The 19,997-nt window shown below is 65.0% G+C and carries 18 protein-coding genes; 6 read left to right on the top strand and 12 right to left on the bottom strand.

All coding sequences use genetic code 11. The annotated features are described in order from the left end of the window. Positions 1 to 10 precede the first annotated feature (10 nt). Complete coding sequence (gene guaA / locus ASD75_RS14000; protein ID WP_056746477.1) at positions 11 to 1,627, top strand: glutamine-hydrolyzing GMP synthase; 1,617 nt, start codon at positions 11 to 13, stop codon at positions 1,625 to 1,627. Positions 1,628 to 1,790: 163 nt separating this feature from the next. On the opposite strand, the gene ASD75_RS13995 is transcribed toward guaA, so the two are convergent. Next, on the bottom strand, positions 1,791 to 2,681 hold the full coding sequence (locus ASD75_RS13995; protein WP_056746475.1) for a hypothetical protein: 891 nt from the start codon (positions 2,679 to 2,681) through the stop codon (positions 1,791 to 1,793). A 412-nt stretch (positions 2,682 to 3,093) separates the two neighbouring features. Here ASD75_RS13995 and ASD75_RS13990 point away from each other — a divergent pair, with 412 nt between their 5' ends. Continuing rightward, entirely contained in the window at positions 3,094 to 4,161 is a 1,068-nt protein-coding gene (locus ASD75_RS13990) for a DUF6352 family protein (protein ID WP_056746731.1), read from the top strand. A gap of 100 nt (positions 4,162 to 4,261) precedes the next feature. Here the strand turns inward: ASD75_RS13990 and putA are convergent, their stop codons facing one another. Then, positions 4,262 to 8,008 carry a trifunctional transcriptional regulator/proline dehydrogenase/L-glutamate gamma-semialdehyde dehydrogenase gene (putA, locus tag ASD75_RS13985; RefSeq protein ID WP_056746473.1) on the bottom strand — a complete coding sequence of 1,249 codons (3,747 nt, stop codon included), beginning with the start codon at positions 8,006 to 8,008 and terminating at the stop codon, positions 4,262 to 4,264. A 139-nt stretch (positions 8,009 to 8,147) separates the two neighbouring features. On the opposite strand from putA, the gene ASD75_RS13980 reads away from it, so the two are divergent. The 3 genes from ASD75_RS13980 to rlmD all read left to right on the top strand — a co-directional run bounded on the left by ASD75_RS13980 (position 8,148) and on the right by rlmD (position 10,532). Beyond that, positions 8,148 to 8,621 (top strand): Lrp/AsnC ligand binding domain-containing protein, encoded by a 474-nt coding sequence (locus ASD75_RS13980; RefSeq protein ID WP_056746471.1) that lies wholly within the window; start codon positions 8,148 to 8,150, stop codon positions 8,619 to 8,621. A 92-nt stretch (positions 8,622 to 8,713) separates the two neighbouring features. Continuing rightward, complete coding sequence (locus ASD75_RS13975) at positions 8,714 to 9,010, top strand: hypothetical protein (RefSeq protein ID WP_099730513.1); 297 nt, start codon at positions 8,714 to 8,716, stop codon at positions 9,008 to 9,010. Positions 9,011 to 9,068: 58 nt separating this feature from the next. Beyond that, complete coding sequence (gene rlmD / locus ASD75_RS13970; protein WP_056746468.1) at positions 9,069 to 10,532, top strand: 23S rRNA (uracil(1939)-C(5))-methyltransferase RlmD; 1,464 nt, start codon at positions 9,069 to 9,071, stop codon at positions 10,530 to 10,532. Between the two features lie 78 nt (positions 10,533 to 10,610). Here rlmD and ASD75_RS13965 read toward each other — a convergent pair whose 3' ends face one another. Both ASD75_RS13965 and ASD75_RS13960 read right to left on the bottom strand, forming a co-directional pair. After that, positions 10,611 to 10,985 (bottom strand): hypothetical protein, encoded by a 375-nt coding sequence (locus tag ASD75_RS13965; protein ID WP_056063836.1) that lies wholly within the window; start codon positions 10,983 to 10,985, stop codon positions 10,611 to 10,613. Between the two features lie 113 nt (positions 10,986 to 11,098). Beyond that, entirely contained in the window at positions 11,099 to 11,794 is a 696-nt protein-coding gene (locus tag ASD75_RS13960; protein WP_015014565.1) for a Bax inhibitor-1/YccA family protein, read from the bottom strand. Positions 11,795 to 12,016: 222 nt separating this feature from the next. Here ASD75_RS13960 and ASD75_RS13955 point away from each other — a divergent pair, with 222 nt between their 5' ends. After that, positions 12,017 to 12,424 (top strand): heme-binding protein, encoded by a 408-nt coding sequence (locus ASD75_RS13955; protein ID WP_056746465.1) that lies wholly within the window; start codon positions 12,017 to 12,019, stop codon positions 12,422 to 12,424. 252 nt (positions 12,425 to 12,676) lie between these two features. Here ASD75_RS13955 and hemP read toward each other — a convergent pair whose 3' ends face one another. From hemP to ASD75_RS13915, 8 genes are all read right to left on the bottom strand, one after another. Beyond that, complete coding sequence (hemP, locus tag ASD75_RS13950; protein WP_056746730.1) at positions 12,677 to 12,901, bottom strand: hemin uptake protein HemP; 225 nt, start codon at positions 12,899 to 12,901, stop codon at positions 12,677 to 12,679. 293 nt (positions 12,902 to 13,194) lie between these two features. Further along, positions 13,195 to 13,608 (bottom strand): biopolymer transporter ExbD, encoded by a 414-nt coding sequence (locus ASD75_RS13945; RefSeq protein ID WP_015014562.1) that lies wholly within the window; start codon positions 13,606 to 13,608, stop codon positions 13,195 to 13,197. 3 nt (positions 13,609 to 13,611) lie between these two features. After that, positions 13,612 to 14,328, bottom strand: coding sequence for a MotA/TolQ/ExbB proton channel family protein (locus ASD75_RS13940; RefSeq protein ID WP_056063831.1), 717 nt, complete (start codon positions 14,326 to 14,328; stop codon positions 13,612 to 13,614). Positions 14,329 to 14,353: 25 nt separating this feature from the next. Beyond that, a complete protein-coding gene (locus ASD75_RS13935) occupies positions 14,354 to 15,043 on the bottom strand; it encodes an energy transducer TonB (RefSeq protein WP_056063828.1) in 690 nt (229 codons plus the stop codon). Between the two features lie 103 nt (positions 15,044 to 15,146). Then, positions 15,147 to 15,419: a bacterioferritin-associated ferredoxin gene (locus ASD75_RS13930; protein ID WP_056063825.1), complete on the bottom strand. Its 273-nt coding sequence runs from the start codon at positions 15,417 to 15,419 to the stop codon at positions 15,147 to 15,149. A 136-nt stretch (positions 15,420 to 15,555) separates the two neighbouring features. Then, positions 15,556 to 16,698 carry an alpha-hydroxy acid oxidase gene (locus ASD75_RS13925; RefSeq protein WP_056746463.1) on the bottom strand — a complete coding sequence of 381 codons (1,143 nt, stop codon included), beginning with the start codon at positions 16,696 to 16,698 and terminating at the stop codon, positions 15,556 to 15,558. Between the two features lie 115 nt (positions 16,699 to 16,813). Further along, positions 16,814 to 17,506 (bottom strand): Fe2+-dependent dioxygenase, encoded by a 693-nt coding sequence (locus tag ASD75_RS13920; protein WP_056746460.1) that lies wholly within the window; start codon positions 17,504 to 17,506, stop codon positions 16,814 to 16,816. A gap of 66 nt (positions 17,507 to 17,572) precedes the next feature. Beyond that, positions 17,573 to 19,795 (bottom strand): TonB-dependent siderophore receptor, encoded by a 2,223-nt coding sequence (locus tag ASD75_RS13915; protein ID WP_056063815.1) that lies wholly within the window; start codon positions 19,793 to 19,795, stop codon positions 17,573 to 17,575. Between the last annotated feature and the right edge of the window lie 202 nt (positions 19,796 to 19,997).

Here is a 19,997-nt window from a genome sequence, read left to right as displayed (position 1 = left end):
GACCACCACCATGCAACACCAGAAAATCCTCATCCTCGATTTCGGCTCGCAAGTCACCCAGCTCATCGCCCGGCGCGTGCGCGAGGCCCATGTGTACTGCGAGGTGCACCCCTGCGACGTGACCGACGAGTGGATCCGCGACTATGCCAAGGACGGCTCGCTCAAGGGCGTGATCCTGTCGGGCAGCCACGCCAGCGTGTACGAGGTGGATGACAAGGCGCCGGATGCGGTGTTTGAACTCGGCATCCCCGTGCTGGGCATCTGCTACGGCATGCAGACCATGGCCCAGCAGTTGGGCGGCAAGGTCGAGGGTTCCAACACCCGCGAATTTGGCTACGCCGAAGTGCGCGCCCATGGCCACACCGAACTGCTCAAGGGCATCGAAGACTTCGCCACGCCCGAAGGCCACGGCATGCTCAAGGTTTGGATGAGCCACGGCGACAAGGTCACTGCCTTGCCCCCGGGCTTCAAGGTGATGTGCTCCACACCCTCATGCCCCATCGCTGGCATGGCCGACGAAAGCCGCCACTACTACGCCGTGCAGTTCCACCCTGAAGTCACACACACCGTGCAGGGCCGCGCTTTGCTGGAGCGTTTTGTGCTGGGCATCTGCGGCACCCGTGCCGACTGGGTCATGGGCGACTACATCGAAGAGGCTGTGCAAAAGATCCGCGAGCAGGTGGGCGATGAGGAGGTGATCCTCGGCCTGTCGGGCGGCGTGGATTCGTCCGTGGCTGCCGCGCTGATCCACCGCGCCATTGGTGACCAGCTCACCTGCGTGTTTGTGGACCACGGCCTGCTGCGCCTGAACGAAGGCGACATGGTCATGGACATGTTCGAGGGCAAGCTGCACGCCAAGGTCATCCGCGTGGACGCCAGTGACCTGTTCCTGGGCAAGCTGGCCGGGGTGAGCGAGCCCGAGCAAAAACGCAAGATCATCGGCGGCCTGTTTGTGGACGTGTTCAAGGCCGAAGCCGCGAAGCTCAAGGCCGGCACCGGTGGCCACAAGGGCGCCACCTTTTTGGCCCAGGGCACGATCTACCCCGACGTGATCGAATCCGGCGGCGCGAAGAGCAAGAAGGCCGTCACCATCAAGAGCCACCACAACGTGGGCGGCCTGCCCGAGCAGTTGGGCCTGAAGCTGCTGGAACCCCTGCGCGATTTGTTCAAGGACGAAGTGCGCGAACTGGGCGTGGCCCTGGGCCTGCCGCCCGACATGGTCTACCGCCACCCCTTCCCCGGCCCCGGCCTGGGCGTGCGCATCCTGGGCGAGGTGAAGAAGGAATACGCCGACCTGCTGAGCCGTGCCGACGCGATCTTTATCGAAGAGCTACGCAACTTCCGTGACGAAGCCACCGGCAAGACCTGGTACGACCTCACCAGCCAGGCCTTCACCGTGTTCTTGCCCGTCAAGAGCGTGGGTGTGATGGGCGACGGCCGCACCTATGACTACGTGGTGGCTCTGCGCGCCGTGCAGACTAGCGACTTCATGACCGCCGACTGGGCTGAACTGCCTTATGCGCTGCTCAAGAAGGTGTCCGGCCGCATCATCAACGAAGTGCGCGGCATCAACCGCGTGACATACGACGTGAGCAGCAAGCCGCCAGCTACCATTGAGTGGGAATAAGCGTTCTCTGACGCCGTTAACCTGCTTGCCTTGACCCACAGGGGTGACAGGGAGACAAACGACACAGGCATTCTTGGCGGTGCATGCCCTCAAGGCCTGCCGTCATCTGATGGTGGCGCTTTTGGGCCTATTGGCTTCGGGTGACGAGCGGCGGTCCGCTCGCTCAGGCCCGGGCCTCACCGGTCACGGGGTCGTAAGCAACGCCCTCGTGGTCGATGATGCTGTTGGTGGTCGCGTCGTAGGTGGTTCTGCGATAGGTATCGGCGCCTTTGCCATCCAGGCCGATATAAGGGGCATGGGCGAAGACGGTGCGATTGTCTTGGGCCACGATGCCGTTGGCAGTCCACTTGTTGCTCATCAGCCAGTTTGAGGGATTGGCGCCTTCAGGGATCTCCACTTTTCCTTCCATCCGCATTTTGGCGAGCGTGGGGTCCATGTTGAAACCCTCGGCTGCCAATAGTTCGGCGGTATGTCCCTTGTAGTACGCCGCAGTCTCTGTGGGCATAGTGGACAGGTCGCTTTTGACCAGTGTGGAACCATCCGTGGGGAATTTCGACAATTCGCCGCTGCGGATCGCCGCGTAGTCGGCGGCGAACTCCGGGTTGTTCTTGAAGAACATGTAGCGGCTCACGACAGCCTCATCGCCTCCACCGAGTGAGGTCGAAATCATCCGTACGTAGTCTGGAACCTCGTAGTCTTCTGCCAGTGTGTCTCCCAGACCCTTTTCCCAGGCACGGAACTCCGTGAGGTTGTTGAAGGGCGCCTTGGCGGTGGATTCGGTGGCTTCGCCAGTCTCCGTGCCTGTCTTGTACAGGGCTGAGGTGGATTGATAGGGTTTGGTTGACGCCGTCGTTGTAGACGTGGCGCTCGCTGTACTGCTGCCAGCCGCACTCTCGGAGGAGAACTCTTTCAACGTGGTCTGGAGTTCTTTGAGGAACGCGAGAGCGTCGGTACCTCCCTGGCTTTGTGCCGTTCGCTCGGCAACCTTGGCCGCCAGTGTGCTGGAGACACCCAGCGAAGTCAGCATGTTGGTAGCTTTTGAGATATCGAGCATTGTGCGACTCCTTCTGAGGAACGATCATTCATCCGCTGGCAACGTGCCAGGGTGGTTATGCGGTTATTGGCCCTATGGTCCTCCAGCTGCCGTTCGCTGTCTTTTCAGTAAGCGCCATAAAACCGGGCCTGTTTGGCTTTTAGGGATGACATCTGGTGTGCACGCCTGCGTGCCGTGAATTGACGCCCCTGCGCGCAGGGCTTTGACATTGCGGTTCGCGCGTCGTGTGGAGCCGGGCAAAATATGCGGATTGGTGGGTGATGTTTTTAGCCAGGGGCGGCACCCATTGCGGCCTGGGAGCTTTTTCACTCCCTCGCGCCGACGGTCCGGCCTCCTTCCCTCGATTCCTGGCGCCTCCTTCCTGCCTCATCAACGCTGCTTTGCCGTGCGCGCGAGCTCTCATTCCATGAACATGACTTCCACAGATTTCTGGCCTGGTTGCGGGTTTTCTGCCCTGTTGCGCGATACGCGGGGATGGTTGGTACCGACCGATGAATACTTGTGTTGGCTGCTGGCCCGCCCAGAGTTGGCGTTGGTGCCCGAGTCCTGCGCGGCGGAGCGGGCATTGAACGCATCACTGGGTGTTACCCCTGCACGCAAGGTATCTGGAGAAGAACTTGCTGCTCTGCAGGACAGTGATGCCCGCGAGAACTACACCGTGTTCCTGCGCTTCCGAGATGGCTTGCTCGCTGCTGGCACGCTGGAGGCCTACTACCTGCAGCTCATGCGCAGTGGCTCGGTGAACGTGCCCGTCGTGTTCATTGACGCTGTGGTGCAGGCCCTGCTGCGCAACGTGCTGGACGACTGCAGCGACGCCTTCGAAGCCCGCGCTGCCGAGATGCTGTTTCGGCCGCAGCGCATCACCTTGCAAGACGGGCAAATGCTGGCAGGCGACCGGGCGACGCTCGACATGCTCAACGAGACCGCGGGCCTGGGCGAGGTGGGACGCTTGCTGTTGCAAAGCGGTGCACTGCAGCCCACGGCGCAGGTCAAGGTGCTGTCGGCCGACAATGCGGCGCAATATTGGCAGGAGAGTGACCGCCACCACTTTCTGCTCGACCTGACCCATGAGCTGACACAGGACCTGAGCCATGGCCTGACCTTCAAGATGACCCGCGCCCGCTCGGGCCTCAAGGCGCTGGCGCGGGTGCTGGAGCGCTGGGTCGCCCACCTGCTGGGTGTGCAGGTGTTGATCGAGCCTGTGCACGAGGTCACCGACAGCGCCTGGCGCTGGCATGTGGGGCTGGATGTGGAGTCCACCGCCATCCTCAACGACCTGTACCAGGACCGGCCCGTGGAGCCTGAGCGCATGGCGCGGCTGGTGAGCCTGTTCACGCTGACCTTTGCCAACCCGGCCGAGATGCGCGCCGATGTGGCGGGCAAGCCGGTGTATATGGGGTTGGCGACCAACGTCGAGGGTGTGGTGCGCATCAAGCCGCAGAATCTCTTGCTCAATCTGCCGCTGGCATCGCCTTCTTGATTGCTATTGAATCAATAGCTGCTAGCGCATGAAAAATATGCGCTAGCAGCTAATTTGATTCAAATTTCTCCCTGACGGATGACAACCAAGTGCCGTGCGCTCATCCAATGGTCATCAGGCTCGCATTGCCCCCTGCCGCCGCCGTGTTCACGCTCAACGCGCGTTCGATGAGCAGGCGCTCCAGTGGGATATCGGTCGCGCCGGGCTGGAGCGCAGTCACGCCCACGATGGGTCCGGTGCGGCGGGCCAGGGCGGTGCACACCGCATGCAGGGATGGGGCGTCGCCATGGTGCAGCACGGCGTCCAGCGCCTGCGTGCCGTCGTTCAGTGTGTTGTCCTGTAGCAGAACCTGCGCCTGCACCAGCGTGGGTAGCTGTGTGCGGAGGTGGGCCTGGGCCGTGGGCCACAGGGCGGTGCCGCCGCTGGCAAGCACGGCAGCCGTCTGTACCAGCAGGTCGTCCGTGCTTTGCGCCAGACACAGAACGCGGGCACGGGGCGCCAGGGTGTAGACGTTGCGTTCTCCGGTGGGGCCGGGCAGGGTGCGAGCGGTGCCGCTTTGAGTTTGCTGGGCGAAGCGCTGGCAGGTGGCGGTCAGCGCGGTATTGCCTTGTTCCAGCGCCCATTGCTCCAGCGTGGTCAGCGGTGCCAGCAGGCGCTCGCGCCGCTCAGTATCGGGTGTGCTGGTGCGGTCGGCCTCGGCAAAGGTGCGGGCCAGCGCATCGGCCGGGCGTTGCGACAGCAGGCGCAGCAGGTACAGCGGCCCGCCTGCCTTGGGCCCCGTGCCCGACAGGCCTTCGCCGCCAAAGGGCTGCACGCCCACCACGGCGCCGACCATGTTGCGGTTGACGTACACGTTGCCAGCATGGGCCCGGTTCACCACGCGGGCAATGGTTTCGTCGATGCGGGTGTGCACACCTTGCGTCAGGCCGTAGCCGGTGGCGTTGATCTGGTCGAGCAGGCGATCCAGGTCGTCGCGCGCGTAGCGCACCAGGTGCAGCACGGGGCCGAAGACTTCGCGCTCCAGCTCACCGATGTGGTTCAGTTCGATCAATGTGGGGGGAACGAAGGTGCCTTGTACGCCGGCGGCCGACACATGGTTCGGGTGCTGGAACACCCGATGGCCCTTGGCCTTGAAGTTCTCGATGTGTCGGACGATGCCCGCTTGTGCTTCGGCATCGATGACGGGGCCCACGTCCACATGCAGCGCTCCGGGGTTGCCCACGCGCAGTTCGCCCATGGCGCCCTGCAGCATCTCCACCACGCGGTCCGCAGCTTCTTCTTGCACGCACAGCACGCGCAGGGCGGAGCAGCGCTGGCCTGCGCTGTCAAAGGCGGACGACACCGCGTCGCCAACCACCTGCTCGACCAATGCGGATGAGTCCACGATCATCGCGTTCTGCCCACCGGTTTCTGCAATCAGCGGGATGGGGCGGCCTGCGGTATCCAAGCGCCCGGCCACGGTGCGCAGCAGGATGCGCGCCACTTCGGTGGAGCCGGTGAACATCACGCCCATCACGCGGGCGTCGCCAATCAGGCGGGCACCCACGGTCTCGCCCTGGCCGGGCAGCAGTTGCACGGCGGCACGGGGCACACCGGCCTGCCACAGCAGGCGCACTGCCTCGGCGGCGATCAGCGGGGTTTGTTCGGCGGGCTTGGCCAGCACGGGGTTGCCTGCGGCCAGCGCGGCCGCCACCTGGCCCATGAAGATGGCGAGCGGGAAGTTCCAGGGGCTGATGCAGGCCACGGGGCCAAGCGGGATATGGGTGGTGTTGTCGAAGGTGCTTTGCACCTGGGCCGCGTAGTAGCGCAGAAAGTCCACGGCCTCGCGCACCTCGGCCACGGCATTGCTGGCGCTTTTGCCCGCTTCGCGCATCAGCAAACCCAGCAGGGGCTGGATGCGCGCTTCCAGCAGGTGGGCGGTGCGCAGCAGGGCGGCGGCGCGCTCGGCGGGCGGCGTGGCGGCCCAAGGGGCTGTGGCGGCCTGGGCGTGCGCCAGGGCCTGGTCTACGTCGGCGGTGGTGGCTTCTTGCACCTGGCCCACCACATCGCTGTGGTCAGCAGGATTGCGCACGGGCTGGGTGGTGCCTGCGGGCAAGTCAGTAGCCAGCAGAGGCGCTGCCGTCCAGGCGTGGCTTGCCGTGGCTTGCAGGGTGGTGGCCAGCTCGGTCAGCGTGTTTTCGTTCGACAGATCCAGCCCGCGCGAGTTGCTGCGGTGCGCGCCATACAGGCCCTGGGGCGTGGCAATGCGGGGGTGGGGCAGGCCCGCGGTGCCTTCTGCCGCGGCTTGCTGGTCGACCACTTGCACGGGGCTGCGTACCAGCTCATCCAGCGCAATCGTTTCATCGGCAATGCGGTTCACAAACGAGGTGTTGGCGCCGTTTTCGAGCAAACGGCGCACCAGGTAGGCCAGCAGGGTTTCGTGGGTGCCCACAGGGGCGTAGATGCGGCAGGGGCGGCCGAGCTTGCCCGCGGTGATGGCACCCACCACCTGCTCGTACAGCGGCTCGCCCATGCCGTGTAGGCACTGAAATTCGTACTGCCCTGCGTAGTAGTTGCTGCCTGCCAGTTGGTAGATGGTGGCCACCGTCTCGGCGTTGTGCGTGGCGAACTGGGGGTACACGGCCTCGGGCGCGGCCAGCAGCTTCTTGGCGCAGGCGATGTACGAAATGTCGGTGTGCACCTTGCGGGTGTAGACGGGGTAGTCCTCCAGCCCATCGACCTGGGCGCGCTTGATTTCGCTGTCCCAGTAGGCGCCTTTGACCAGGCGTACCATCAGGCGGCGCTGGGAGCGGCGGGCCAGGTCGACCACGTAGTCGATGACGAAGGGGCAGCGCTTTTGGTAGGCCTGGATGACGAAGCCAATGCCGTTCCAGCCCGCCAGCGTGGGCTCGTGGCACAGGCGCTCCAGCAGGTCCAGCGACAGCTCCAGGCGGTCGGTTTCTTCGGCGTCGATGTTCAGGCCAATGTCGTACTGCTTGGCCAGCGCGGTCAGGCGCAACACCAGCGGGTACAGCTCGTCCATCACGCGGCCAAATTGCGCACGGCTGTAGCGCGGGTGCAAGGCCGAGAGCTTGATGGAGATGCCGGGCCCTTCGTAGATGCCGCGACCGGCAGAGGCCTTGCCAATGGCGTGGATGGCTTGCTCGTACGAGGCGTAGTAGTGCTTGGCGTCTTCGCTGGTCAGCGCGGCCTCACCCAGCATGTCGTACGAATAGCGAAAGCCCTCGGACTCCATCGTGCGGGCGTTGCGCAGCGCTTCGTCGATGGTTTCACCGGTCACAAACTGCTCGCCCATCATGCGCATGGCCATGTCCACGCCCTTGCGGATCAGGGGCTCGCCGCCCTTGCCGATCAGGCGGCTGAGCGAGTTGCCGAGGCTGCCTTCGCTGTGCGTGGCCACCAGCTTGCCGGTGATGAGCAGGCCCCAGGTGGCGGCGTTGACGAACAGCGACGGGCTCTTGCCCAGGTGGGCATCCCACTGGCCGTGGCTGATCTTGTCGCGGATCAGCGCATCGCGTGTGGCCTTGTCGGGGATGCGCAGCAGCGCCTCGGCCAGGCACATCAACGCCACGCCTTCTTGCGACGACAGAGAAAACTCCTGCAGCAGCCCCTGCACGATGCCTGCGCGCCCGGCGCTGGCCTTGCGTTCGCGCAGCGCCTTGGCAATGCGCAGCGCCAGTTGCTCGGCGGACGCCGCTTGATCGGCAGGCAGGCGGGCCTGGGCCAGCAGCGGGGCCAGGGCCTCGGGCTCGGGGCGGCGGGTGGCGGCGGTGATGGCGGCGCGCAGCGGGTTGTTCAGCGGTGTGCGGGGCGCGAAGTCTGCAAACGGGGCGGAGGGCTGCGTCATGGCGGTGTCTTTCAGGGATTTGGCGGGGCCCAACACGGTGGGAAGTGTTGGTTGGGCGTGTTATTGGCGATGATCCTTGGGTTGGTGGTGAATAAATGGTCGAAAATTGGCATATGTGCCGAATAAATCGCTAACAAAAATGCAAACAGAACCCGATCTGGACCGGATTGACCGCAAGATACTGTCAATCCTGCAGGAGGACGGCCGCATTGCCAACCTCAAGCTGGCCGAGGCGGTGGCCCTGTCGCCCACGGCCGTGCTGGCGCGGGTGCAGCGCCTCACGCGCGATGGCTTCATCCTGAGCTACGAGGCGCGCCTGAACCCTCTGAAGCTGGGCGCGGGCATGTTGGTGTTTGTGGAGGTGCTGCTGGACCGCACCACGCCCAACGTGTTCGACCAGTTCAAGGCCGCCGTGCAGGTGCACCCCGAGATCATGGAATGCCACATGGTGGCGGGCGGGTTTGACTACCTCCTCAAGACGCGATCGGCCGACATGAATGCCTACCGCGTGTTTGCGGGCAATGTGCTGTGGCAACTGCCCGGCGTGCGCGAGACGCGGACCTATGCGGTGATGGAAGAGGTCAAGCACACCAACCACCTGTACCTGCGCTGACTCCACACCATGCGCGTACACCCACCGGATTGGCGGTGCTGGCAGAAGCCCGCATAATTCTCGGCAGATCTGCTTGCATGAGGAGCCATACCATGACGACCGCTTTCCCCTATGCCGCCGCAGCCCTGGTGGCTGCCCTGTTCAGCCAGACGGCCGCTGCATCCTGCTACGTCGTCTATGGCCCTGACAAGGACATCGTGTACCGTGCTCCGGTGCCGCCGGTGGACATGTCACGGCAGATCCACGAAACCCTGCCCCTGGTGGCCCCGGGCTCGACCCTCGTGTTTTCGCCCGACAACTTTGGCTGCGAGCTCACCATCAACAAGCTGCCACTCACGGCCGTGTCCGCGCCCGGGGGCATGCGGCCTGCGCGCGCTGACCGGGGCTGAAACGGACAGTTCGCAGGTGTGCGGCCAGTGGGCGTGCCGCGCCTGAGACAATCGGGGGATGAGCGAACCGAAAGAACTATCCCCCTCGTTTGAACCCACCGAGCAGAATTCCCAAAGCGACCTGCCCGAAGGCTGGCTGCACGTGCAGTCCATGGACCTGGACGCCCAGGGCGTTGCCCGCAAGCCCGACGGCAAGGTGGTCTTTATCGATGGTGCCTTGCCATTCGAGCTGGTCACCGCCAACACCCACCGCAAGAAGAACAACTGGGAGCAGGCCAGCCTGGTAGCGATCCACCGCGAGTCGTCCCAGCGCGTGCGGCCGGATTGCCCCCACTTTGGCCTGCACGCAGGCGCCTGTGGCGGCTGCAAGATGCAGCACTTGCACGTGGGCGCCCAGGTGGCCGTCAAGCAGCGGGTGCTGGAAGACAACCTCTGGCACCTGGGCAAGGTCAAGGCCGAGACCATGCTGCGTCCCATCGAGGGGCCCGCCTGGGGCTACCGTTACCGCGCCCGCCTGGCGGTGCGCCACGTGATCAAGAAGGGCCAGGTCCTGGTGGGCTTTCATGAGCGCAAGAGCCGCTACATCGCCGACATGCAGACCTGCAAGATCTTGCCCCCGCATGTCGATGCCATGCTGATGCCCCTGCGCGCACTGATTGCCAGCCTGGATGCCCGCGACACCTGCCCACAGATCGAGCTGGCCTGCGGTGACACCGTGACTGCGCTGGTGCTGCGCCACCTGGAGCCGCTGAGCACCGATGACATCGCCCGGCTGCGCGCCTTTGCGGCGGAGCACCATGTGCAATGGTGGCTGCAGCCCAAGGGCCCGGACACGGTGAAGCTGCTGGACGAGGGCGGCGAGCAGCTGTCGTACGCACTGCCGGACTTCGGCATCACCATGCCTTTCAAGCCCACGGACTTCACCCAGGTGAACCCGCACATCAACCGCGTGCTGGTGAGCCGCGCGCTGCGCCTGCTGGATGTGCAACCGCACGAACGCGTGATCGACTGGTTCTGTGGCCTGGGCAACTTCACGCTGCCCCTGGCCACGCAGGCGCGCGAGGTGCTGGGCATCGAGGGCAGCGAGGCCCTGGTGGCCCGCTCGCGTGAGAACTATGCATTGAATCAGGCCCAAGCGCCGGACCACAAAGCGCTGGCAGCTACTGATTTTGTAGCGCGCAACCTGTTCGAGATGACACCGGAGATGCTGGTGGCCGACGGCGCTGCCGACAAGTGGCTGGTGGACCCGCCACGCGAAGGGGCGTTTGCGCTGGCCAAGGCGCTGGCGGACATTGAACAGGCCCGCATTGGCGCCGAGGGCGCTGGCCCCTTGCCTGCAGGGGCCGAAGGCTGGACGCCCCCGAAGCGCATTGTGTACGTGAGCTGCAACCCAGCCACCCTGGCGCGCGATGCCGGGCTGCTGGTGCATCTGGCCGGCTACCGGTGCACGGCGGCGGGCATGATCAACATGTTCCCGCACACGGCCCATGTGGAGAGCATGGCGGTGTTCGAGCGGGTCTGAGTCCGGTTGCCAGAAAGAGGCTTCAGGAAGGGGAGGGCGCAGCCCTCCGTCCCGCGGCCTTACCTCCACCGCGCAATATCAGCTGCGGTTGCGGCTGGCTGCGGGGTCGCGGGGTTCGGTTTCGATGTCGGGTGCGCGTTCGCTGCGTTCGGGCTTTTCCACCTTGCCCAGCACCGAGGGCGTGCCCTCGATCTTGTTCTCACGCATGTAGGCGTCCATGTCCTTCCAGCCCGCAAACACTGAGGCCTTGGAGGCCTTGGGGTTGAGGGTGTAGCAGTCTTCCAGCCCCCGCAGTGCGTGTCGGCAGGCACCGCCGATGGCCTTGGCCTCGGCATCGCGTTGGGCCACGCGCGGGTCGGGGCCCAGGCCCGGGATCTTGTCGCAGCCTGCAAGCAGCAACAGGCCCGCCAGAACCATCAGGCGCAATGCGGTGGAAGGGCTTTGTGGATACATGTACTTGCATTATCGGCACACTGGCCGCGCTATTGAGGCTTGATCCTGGGGCGCGACCCACAAAAAAGGCTCCCGAGGGAGCCTTTTGATGGAGGTCAAGGGACTGGCAGGGCTCAGTCGCGCTCGCCACCCATGATGCCCAGCAGGGCCAGCAGGCTCTGGAACACGTTGAAGATGTCCAGGTACAGGGCCAGCGTGGCGCTGATGTAGTTGGTTTCGCCGCCGTCCAGGATCTGCTTCAGGTCATACAGCATGTAGGCGCTGAAGATGCCGATGGCCAGCATCGAGATCACCATCATGCCCACACCAGAGCCGACGAACACGTTGATGATGCCGCCGACCATGAGCACCAGCGCGCCCACCATCAGCCACTTGCCCATGCCCGAGAGGTCGCGCTTGATGACGCTGGCCAGGCTGGCCATCACGAAGAACACACCGGCCGTGCCGGCAAAGGCCGTCATGATGAGGTCGGTGCCGTTCTTGAAGCCCAGCACCATGCCGATCATGCGCGACAGCATCAGGCCCATGAAGAACGTGAAAGCCAGCAGCACCGGCACGCCTGCGGCCGAGCGCTTGGTCTTTTCGATGGCGAACATGAAGCCGAACGCGCCGCCCAGGAACACGATCAGGCCCAGGCCGCCAGTCAGCGAGCGGGTGATGCCGGTGGCCACGCCGATCCAGGCGCCCAGCACCGTGGGGATCATGCTCAGGGCCAGCAGCCAGTAAGTATTGCGAAGCACCTTGTGGCGCTCTTCCTGCGAGATGCCATAGCCCGCAGAGTGGCCCAGGGTGGTGACTTGGTCATTCATCTTGTGTCTCTCCTTGTTGGCCTGCACGACGCAGACATCACAAATTCTAGTTGGTGATGCTTTTTTGCTTTGCAATGACCGCACCCGGTCACCTACTTTTGGTAAGGATACTTTCACCCTGGCTGAGGGCAACGGCGCCGGGGATGCCGGTATGCTCGGTTCTCTTTGCGTGCCGGGGCGGCCTGTGCGGCCCGGTTTCCTCTCCCACTTTCGGATCCTTTCATGAAAACCAAGCACGAACTCGAACTGGCCGACGTCAAGGCCGTGGCCGCCGCCGCTGAAGCCGAGGCCCTCAAGAACAACTGGGCCGTGACCATCGCCATCGTGGACGATGGCGGCCACCTGCTGTGGCTGCAGCGCCTGGACGGTGCCGCAGCCGTGTCATCGCACATCTCCCCTTCCAAGGCCCGCACGGCCGCTCTGGGCCGCCGCGAAAGCAAGGTCTACGAGGACGTGATCAACGGCGGCCGTACCTCGTTCCTGAGCGCGCCCACCATTGACGGCCTGCTCGAAGGCGGCGTGCCGATCATGAAGGACGGCCAGTGCCTGGGTGCCGTGGGCGTGAGCGGCGTGAAGTCCACCGAAGATGCACAGATCGCCCGCGCGGGCATTGCAGCCCTGGGCCTCTGATTCGGGGGCTCCCGGCAGGGAGTGTGGTTGCTATTATTTTGATAGCTTCGAGCGCATGTTCCACTAGCGCATGGGGCTGAAAACGCTTCAAAAGCCCTCTGGGAGCATGAAAAAACCGGCCTGTGGGCCGGTTTTTTGTTGGCAGGGTCGGGGGCGGCAAAAAAAGCCTGGCTACGCGGGAGCAAACCCGTTGGCTGGCAAAAACGACCCTTGCGAGCTTGTTGCAAGCCCGGGAGTCGCCCCACGATGAAACTATTTGGTCAGGATGAGCTTGCCCAGCTTGGTGGCCTGCAGGCGGTACACCGAGCCGTTGTGGCTGATGGCGACGGTCTTGTGCCCTTGCAGCAGCACGCTGCTGTCCAGCGCAGCAGTGGCGCAATGCGCGCCGGACGACGGGGCCTCGCCCGATGCAGAGGCATCTGCGGAGTCAGCCGGCGCAGCGCGGCGGAGCGGGGCGGAGGTCAGGGAGGCTTGCATGGAGTTTTCCTGGGTCATTGCAGTGCGTTTTGTTAATGATAACGATTCGCAATTACAAGTCAAGCGAACGGTGTGTTTCTTTTTGTTCTTGGTTCCGCCCTGCATCAGGTGCAAGGGCGAGGCTTTGAGCAGCGCCCTGGGCGCGGGGCAAAGGTCCGTGCGCCCTGGGCGCAGTGCAGGGGGCTGCGAGCCCGCTGCACGGGCCCTGCGTTCCCTGGCGCCCGCCAGCGCGCCCAAGACGGGTGGGCTGGCCAAGATGCGCAGGGACCGGGCCGGTGACTTTCGCCGTGTCTTTACTGGCCCTGCGGGTCGGTCACAAACCCGATCTTGCGCACGCCAGCGCGTTGCGCGGCCGCCATGGCCTGGGCCACGAATTCGTAGCGCACGTTCTTGTCGCCACGGATGTGGAGGTCCGGCTGGGGCTCCTTGGCGGCCTCGGCCTGCAGGCGGGGGAAGAGTTCTTCTTCCGACACCTGGGACTCGTTCCAGAAGAACTTGCCATCGGCCGACACCGACAGGCGCACGGTCTCGGGCTTGACGTTCTCGGGCTGGTTGGTGGCGCGGGGCAGGTCCACGTTCACCGCGTGTTTCATCACCGGCACGGTGATGATGAAGATGATGAGCAGCACCAGCATGACGTCCACCAGGGGCGTCATGTTGATCTCGTTCATCACGTCATCGGTGTCGTCTTGGGTTCCAAAGGCCATGGCTTAGCCGCCTTTCTTCATGGGCAGCACCTTGCCGGGCTCGCCAGCGTTCACGCGGGCGCCGGTCACAAAGTAGGCGTGCAGGTCATGGGCAAAGCTGTTCAGGCCATTCAGGATGGACTTGTTGCCGCGCACCAGCGCGTTGTAGCCCAGCACCGCCGGGATGGCCACGGCCAGGCCCAGGGCGGTCATGATCAGCGCCTCGCCGATGGGGCCGGCCACCTTGTCGATGGTGGACTGGCCCGAGGTGCCGATGGCCAGCAGCGCATGGTAGATGCCCCACACGGTGCCGAACAGGCCGATGAACGGGGCGGTGGAGCCCACCGACGCCAGGATGGCCAGGCCCGAGGACAGGCGGGCGGTGAACTCGTCGATGCAGTTGCGCAGGCAGCGGGTCACCCAGTCACTCACGTCCAGGCTGTCGTGCAGGTGGGCCTTGGTGTTGCGGTGGTGGGCGGTGGCTTCGCGGCCTTCCAGCGCCAGGTGGCGGAAGGGGTTGGTCGGGTCGGCGCCCAGCTTGGTCAGGCCCGCGGCAAAGTCCTCGCTGTGCCAGAAGTCCTGGGCGGCGCGGGCGTGTTTTTTGAACTTGATGATGTCCAGTGCCTTGATGAGGATGACGATCCACGAGGCCAGCGACATGGCCAGCAGCAGGATGGCGACGGCGCGGGTGACAAAGTCACCCTGGATCCAGACGTTGGCGATGCCGAATTGCGATTCCATGAAAACTCCCTGAGCGGTGATTGGTTTATTCGAGAACAAAGTTGACGGGGACGAGGTTCCACATGGCCTCGGGCACGCCGTTGCGTTTGCCGGGCACAAAGCGCCAGCGCATCACGGCGTCCTGGGCCTGGCGGTCCAGCCGGTCAAAGCCGCTGGACTTGTTGACTTCGACCTTTTGCGGCACGCCATCGGTGCCGATGAGCACCCTGAGCACCACCTTGCCTTGCTCGCCCATGCGTTTGCTGATGGCGGGGTAGCTGGGCTTGGGGTTGTTGAGATAGGCCGCGTCGCTGGACGGCAGCTCGATCTTGGGTGGTGCGGGTGGTGCCGGTGGCGCAGGCGCGGGGGCCGGGGGCGCCACAGGGGCCTCGATGGGCGGTGCGGGCGGCTGGGGCGTGGTGATGCCGGTGGGGGCATTGGGCGCTGGCGTGGGGTCGGCAATGGCGACGGGCATCGGTGCCGGGCGCGGCGCGGCCTTGGGCGCTGGCTTGGGAGGGGGTGGTGGTGCCGGTGGCGGCGGGGTGACCTTGGGCGGGGCGGGCGGCGCGATGAATTCGCTGAGCAGTTCGGCCGGCACGATCACCTCGGCCGCTTTGCGCACCAGGCCGGACTGCAGGGCCCAGATGCCCGCCACATGCAGCGCCACCACGGAGCCGACGATCACGGCATTGCGGCTCACACCGCCAGGGGGGGCGAAACGATCAGGGTGAGACATAAATAGAAAGGAAGGGCAGCGCCGCCCCTTGCATAGGGCGGACGTTGCCGGGTAAACCCGGATTATTTGCGAAAGATCCACCAGGCCGAACCTGCGACCAGGATCAGGCTGCCTGCGAGGGTAGAGAGGAGTTCCATGACTTGCTTTCCAGGATGGAGCTGGCAAGCTGGATCGTCTGCGGCGCCGCATCGTTGCGCAAGGCGGCTACCGGGTTCGAGACACTGCACTGCGCCACCACGTCGCGGGCGCAGCTTTCGCAGCATCCGCATTGGGTGGCCACGCCCAGTTCGAACTGGATCTCATCGAAGCTCATGCCGGCACGGGCATGGCGGGCAATCTCACGGTCCGAAACCCGGCGGCAAACACAGACGATCATGGCGGCAGGCAGTGTGGCTGGCTGTTGAAAGGATGATTGAGATTATAAATACGAATCTATCGCATTTGCAATAAATCATTCCCGCCGACAGGGGGAAGGCACACCTGCCCGTGTGGAGCTGCCGACACCCCGGGCCTCAGATCGCGCCCGCTGCGGGCTCGTCGTGGCCGTCCAACAGCGCGGAAGTCGCTTCGGCAAGGGTGGCGCAGCCGGTCAAGGCCATGGCAACCTCCAATTCGTCGCGCAGCAGGCGCAGCACATGGGCCACGCCCGCAGCGCCTGCATTGGCCAGGCCCCACACGGCGGGGCGCCCCACCAGCACGGCGGAGGCGCCCTGCGCCATGGCCTTGAGCACATCGGTGCCGCGCCGGATGCCGCCGTCCACCAGCACCGGCACCTTGCCCTGCACAGCCTTCACCACACGAGGCAGCGCGGTGGCGGTGGCAGGGGCCGTGTCCAGCGTGCGCCCGCCATGGTTGGACACGATAAGGCCCGCAGCGCCCAGCGACACGGCCTGGCGCGCGTCGGCGGGGTGCAGCACACCCTTGAGCAGCACCGGCAGCCGGGTGATGGACTGCAGCCACGCGATGTCGTCCCACGTGGGCGCATGGTGGAGCAGGCCGTCGAACAGGGCGCTCTGGCCGGGGCCCAATGCGGAAGGGGCGGGTGCCTGCAGGCCTGCCAGGTTGACCGGGCCCACGCTGGGCGGCAGCCGAAAGCCCGCACGCCGTTCGCGGTCGCGCACGCCGCTGGTGGGGGCATCCACCGTGAGCACCAGGGCCTCGTAGCCAGCCGCTTCGGCACGCTGCACCAGTGCCTGGGTGAAGCCACGGTCGGGTTGCAGGTAGAGCTGAAACCACAGCGGGCCGCGCCCCGGGTCGGGCAGTACGGCCTGGGCCACGCTCTCCAGCGACACGCTGGCCTGGGTGCTGAGCACCACGCCCGCGCCCAGCGCCGCTGCGGCATAGGTCATGGCCAGTTCGCCGTCGGGGTGCGCCAGGCGCTGGAAGGCCACGGGTGCGAGCAGGATGGGGTGCGCCAGCGTGCGGCCCAGCAGGGGCACGCGGGTGTGCCCACCCGCCAGCGGCCGCAGCACGCGGGGCCACAGCGGCAGGGCGTCCCAGGCGCTGCGGTTGGCGTGCAGACTGATCTCGTCGGCCGCGCCGCCGCTGAAGTACGCCCAGGCGTTGTCGTCCAACTGCGTGCGTGCGTGTTGCTCGTGGTCGGCCAGGGTGACCAGGCCCGGGGGGATGGTGTGGCGTGCAGGAAATTGGGTCATACAAACAAAAATAGCACCAAGCGCTAGTGGATCATGCGCTGGGTGCTATCAAAATAATAGTTCTTGCGGGGTGTCTCATACCCCCGGTCGCAGCCGTGGGGTAGGGGTCTGCGGTTCACACATCGGCCCACATGCGAAGCAGGTTGTGGTACGTGCCCGACAGCGCGATGGCCGACGGGTCGGTGTCGCCGTGGGTCTGGCGCAGCTTGAGCAGGGCCATGTCCATGTCGAACAGCAACTGGCGTTGCTCCAGCCCGCGCACCATGCTCTCCACCCAGAAGAAGCTGCTCACGCGGTGCCCGCGCGTGACCGGCGCGACCTGGTGCACGGTGCTGCTGGGGTACAGGATCATGTCGCCCGCAGGCAGCTTGATGCGCTTCTCACCCAGGGCTTCGGCAATCACCAGCTCGCCACCGTCGTAGTCGTCGGGCGGCGTGAGGAACAACGTGCACGACAGGTCGCTGCGCACCCAGCAGCTGTCGGCGCGGGAGTGCATGACGGCGCTGTCCACATGGTTGCCATAGTAGTTGGCGCCATCGCCATACTTGTTGAACAGCGGGTTGTAGATGCGGCGCGGCAGTGCGGCCGAAAAGAAGAGGGCGTTGCGATTCAACGCGGCCTTGACCAGGCCCTGGAGCTGGGCGGACAGCTCGCTGGCTTGTGCGAGCTGCAGGTTGTTTTTCTGGTGCACCGCCTGGCCGCCCGCGCTGCGGGTGCCGTCCACCCAGGGGGCGTCGGCCGCCCAGAGCTTTTGCCGGAAGAACGCGACCTCGTCGGCGGTGAGAACGTCTTGGATGTGCAGGAACATGGAGCCATTGTGAACCGGCCCCGGGCAGTGCCGGGGCCGGTTCATTCGAGGGACTTCAGAGGTGCGTCAGAAGCGTGTCTTCAGCGTCAGCTGCACAGCGCGCGGGGCGCCGGGCGTGTAGAAGCCGCGGTACAGGCCTTCGGCATACGTGCGGTCGAACAGGTTGCTCACGTTCAGTTTCAGCGAGGTCTTGTCGTCAAACGCGTACTCGGCCATGGCGTCCACTACGGCAAAGCCGCTGGCGTACACGGCGCGCGAGCCCTCGGGGTTCTGCTTGGCGCGGTATGTCAGGCCAGCACCAACACGCAGCTTGGAGGTGACGGCGTAGGTGCTCCACACGCTGCCGCTGTGCTTGGGCGTGAGGCCGGGTCGATCACCCTGCACCTGCGCGCCGCCGCCGTTGGCGGCCAGCACCACGTTGCTCTTGTCGATCTTGGCCGATGGGATCCAGGTGTGGTTGAAGAACAGTTCCCACTTCGGCGTCAGGCGGCCCGCCAGGTTGAACTCCATGCCGGTGGCGTGGCGCTTGCCCGAGAGCAGTTCTTGCGCGGCAGCGGTGTCGGGGTCGGTGTTGCGCTCGTTGTACTTCTGGCTGTAGAAGGCGGCCACACCCAGCAGGGCGCGGCGCTCGAACAGCTCGAACTTGCCGCCGACTTCGATGTTGCGGCTCTTTTCTGGATCGGTGTTGGCGGTGCGCGCCGTGGTGGTGCCGGGGTTGCCAAACTGGTAGGTGTCGCCCGAGGTGTTGTACGAAGTGCCGTACGACAGGTAGTACGAGGTCAGCTCGTCAGGCTGGAAGATCATGCCCACGCGGGGGCTGAACAGGCTGTCGGAGCGCGAGTTGCTCAGGCTGCCTGCGGCGTTGTGGTACGCGGCGCGGAAGTTGTCGTAGCGCAGGCCGCCGACCAGCTTGAGCGTGTCGCTCAGCGAGACCGTGTCCTGGAAGTACAGGCCCAGGTTGCGCGATGTGAACGTGTTCCACTGCACCGGCGCACGGCCGTCGGCCACCCACGCGCCGTCGTTGGGCGTGCCCACCGTGGTGGTGGGGCGGGTGGTGGTGTTGGCGTAGTTCTGGTTGCGCTTGGCGTCGTCGTCGTAGTAGTCCACGCCGGTCAGCACCGCGTGCTTCTTGCCACCCCAGTTGTAGGTGTTGCTGTAGTCGCTTTGCACCTGCAGCACATTGCTCTCGCCCACGCGGCCCTTGGAGCCACGGGTCAGCACGGTGTTGCTGTTGATCTGGTCCAGCGTGATGGCGCTGTTCTGGAAGCCGATGGTGCTGGCCAGCAGGTCGCGCTCGTACTTGCCGTAGCGCAGGCGCGTGGTCAGCTCGCCGCTGTCGTCAAAGCGGTGGATGTGGCCCAGCGTGACGTACTGCGATGTGGTGTCGTTGTGGTCGCTGGCCAGGCCGTAGTACTTGCCGGCTTCCAGCGGCATGTTGATCTTGCCGTCGGCCGAGAGGCGCCAGGGGTGGTTGTAGAGCGGGCGGCCCTTGGATTCGAGGTAGTACAGCCCGACGGAGAACTCGTCGCGCGTGCCGATGCCCCAGGCAAAGGTGGGTGCAATGCCGCGCTTGTCCTGCTTGGCTCCGTAGTTGTCGTACTCCTGCACCATGGCGTTCAGGCGGAAGGCCGAGTTCTCGCCCGTCACCCAGTTGAAGTCGCCCGTGGCGCGGTGGTACTTGCCGGTGCCCAGCGTGTAGCCGGCTTCGTGCTGGTCGATCAGCAGCGGGTACTTGTTGACCTGGTTGACCACGCCGCCGGTCGATCCCTTGCCGAACAGCATGGAGGCCGAGCCCTTGAGCACTTCGATGCGGTCGTTGTTGAAGGTGTCGCGCTCGATCAACGGGGCGTCCTTCATGCCGTCCACATAGATGTCGCCCGCCAGGCCCAGCGAGAAGCCGCGCAGGCGCACGTCTTCTTCACCAGTCTCGCCGGACTGGAAGGTCACGCCCGCCGTGGTGCGCAGCACTTCGCGGAAGTCGTCCTGGTTGCGGTCGTTCATCAGCTTTTCGGTGAACACCGTCACGGACTGGGGGATGTCCTTGATGTCCTGCTTGCCCTTGCCCACGGTGGTTTTCTTGATGAGCAGGGTGTCCTTGCCCTGGACTTCAGCGGCTTCCTTCACCGTCACGGTGGACAGGGTGGTCTCGGACGTGCCGGTCTGCGCCATGGCGCCCATCGAGGCGGCCAGCATCAGCGCGCCCAGTGGCAGCAAAGCTCTGTCGGATTGCGAAGCCTGGGGCGACAGGGTGGCGGGAGAAGCAACGAATGCGGGAGAAGAACGCAGCATGCCGCTGCGGCGCTGGGCGCGAGATTTAGCCAAGAGGGCCTCCGTCAATAGGGGTGTGCAGGTGGCGCGCAGGGGCACCAAGAGCAGGCGAGAGGCAGTGGCTAGATCAACATGGCTGTGCGTCGTCGTGCAGCTTTATGTTACATCAAATGCGGGTCATTCTCATTTGCATTGATGCGGGCGCGCCACACTTCGACAGGGT

This window comes from Acidovorax sp. Root568 (assembly GCF_001427445.1).
GTDB classification, from domain to species: Bacteria; Pseudomonadota; Gammaproteobacteria; order Burkholderiales; family Burkholderiaceae_C; genus Acidovorax; species Acidovorax delafieldii.
This window is presented reverse-complemented; position numbering and strand designations above follow the sequence as displayed.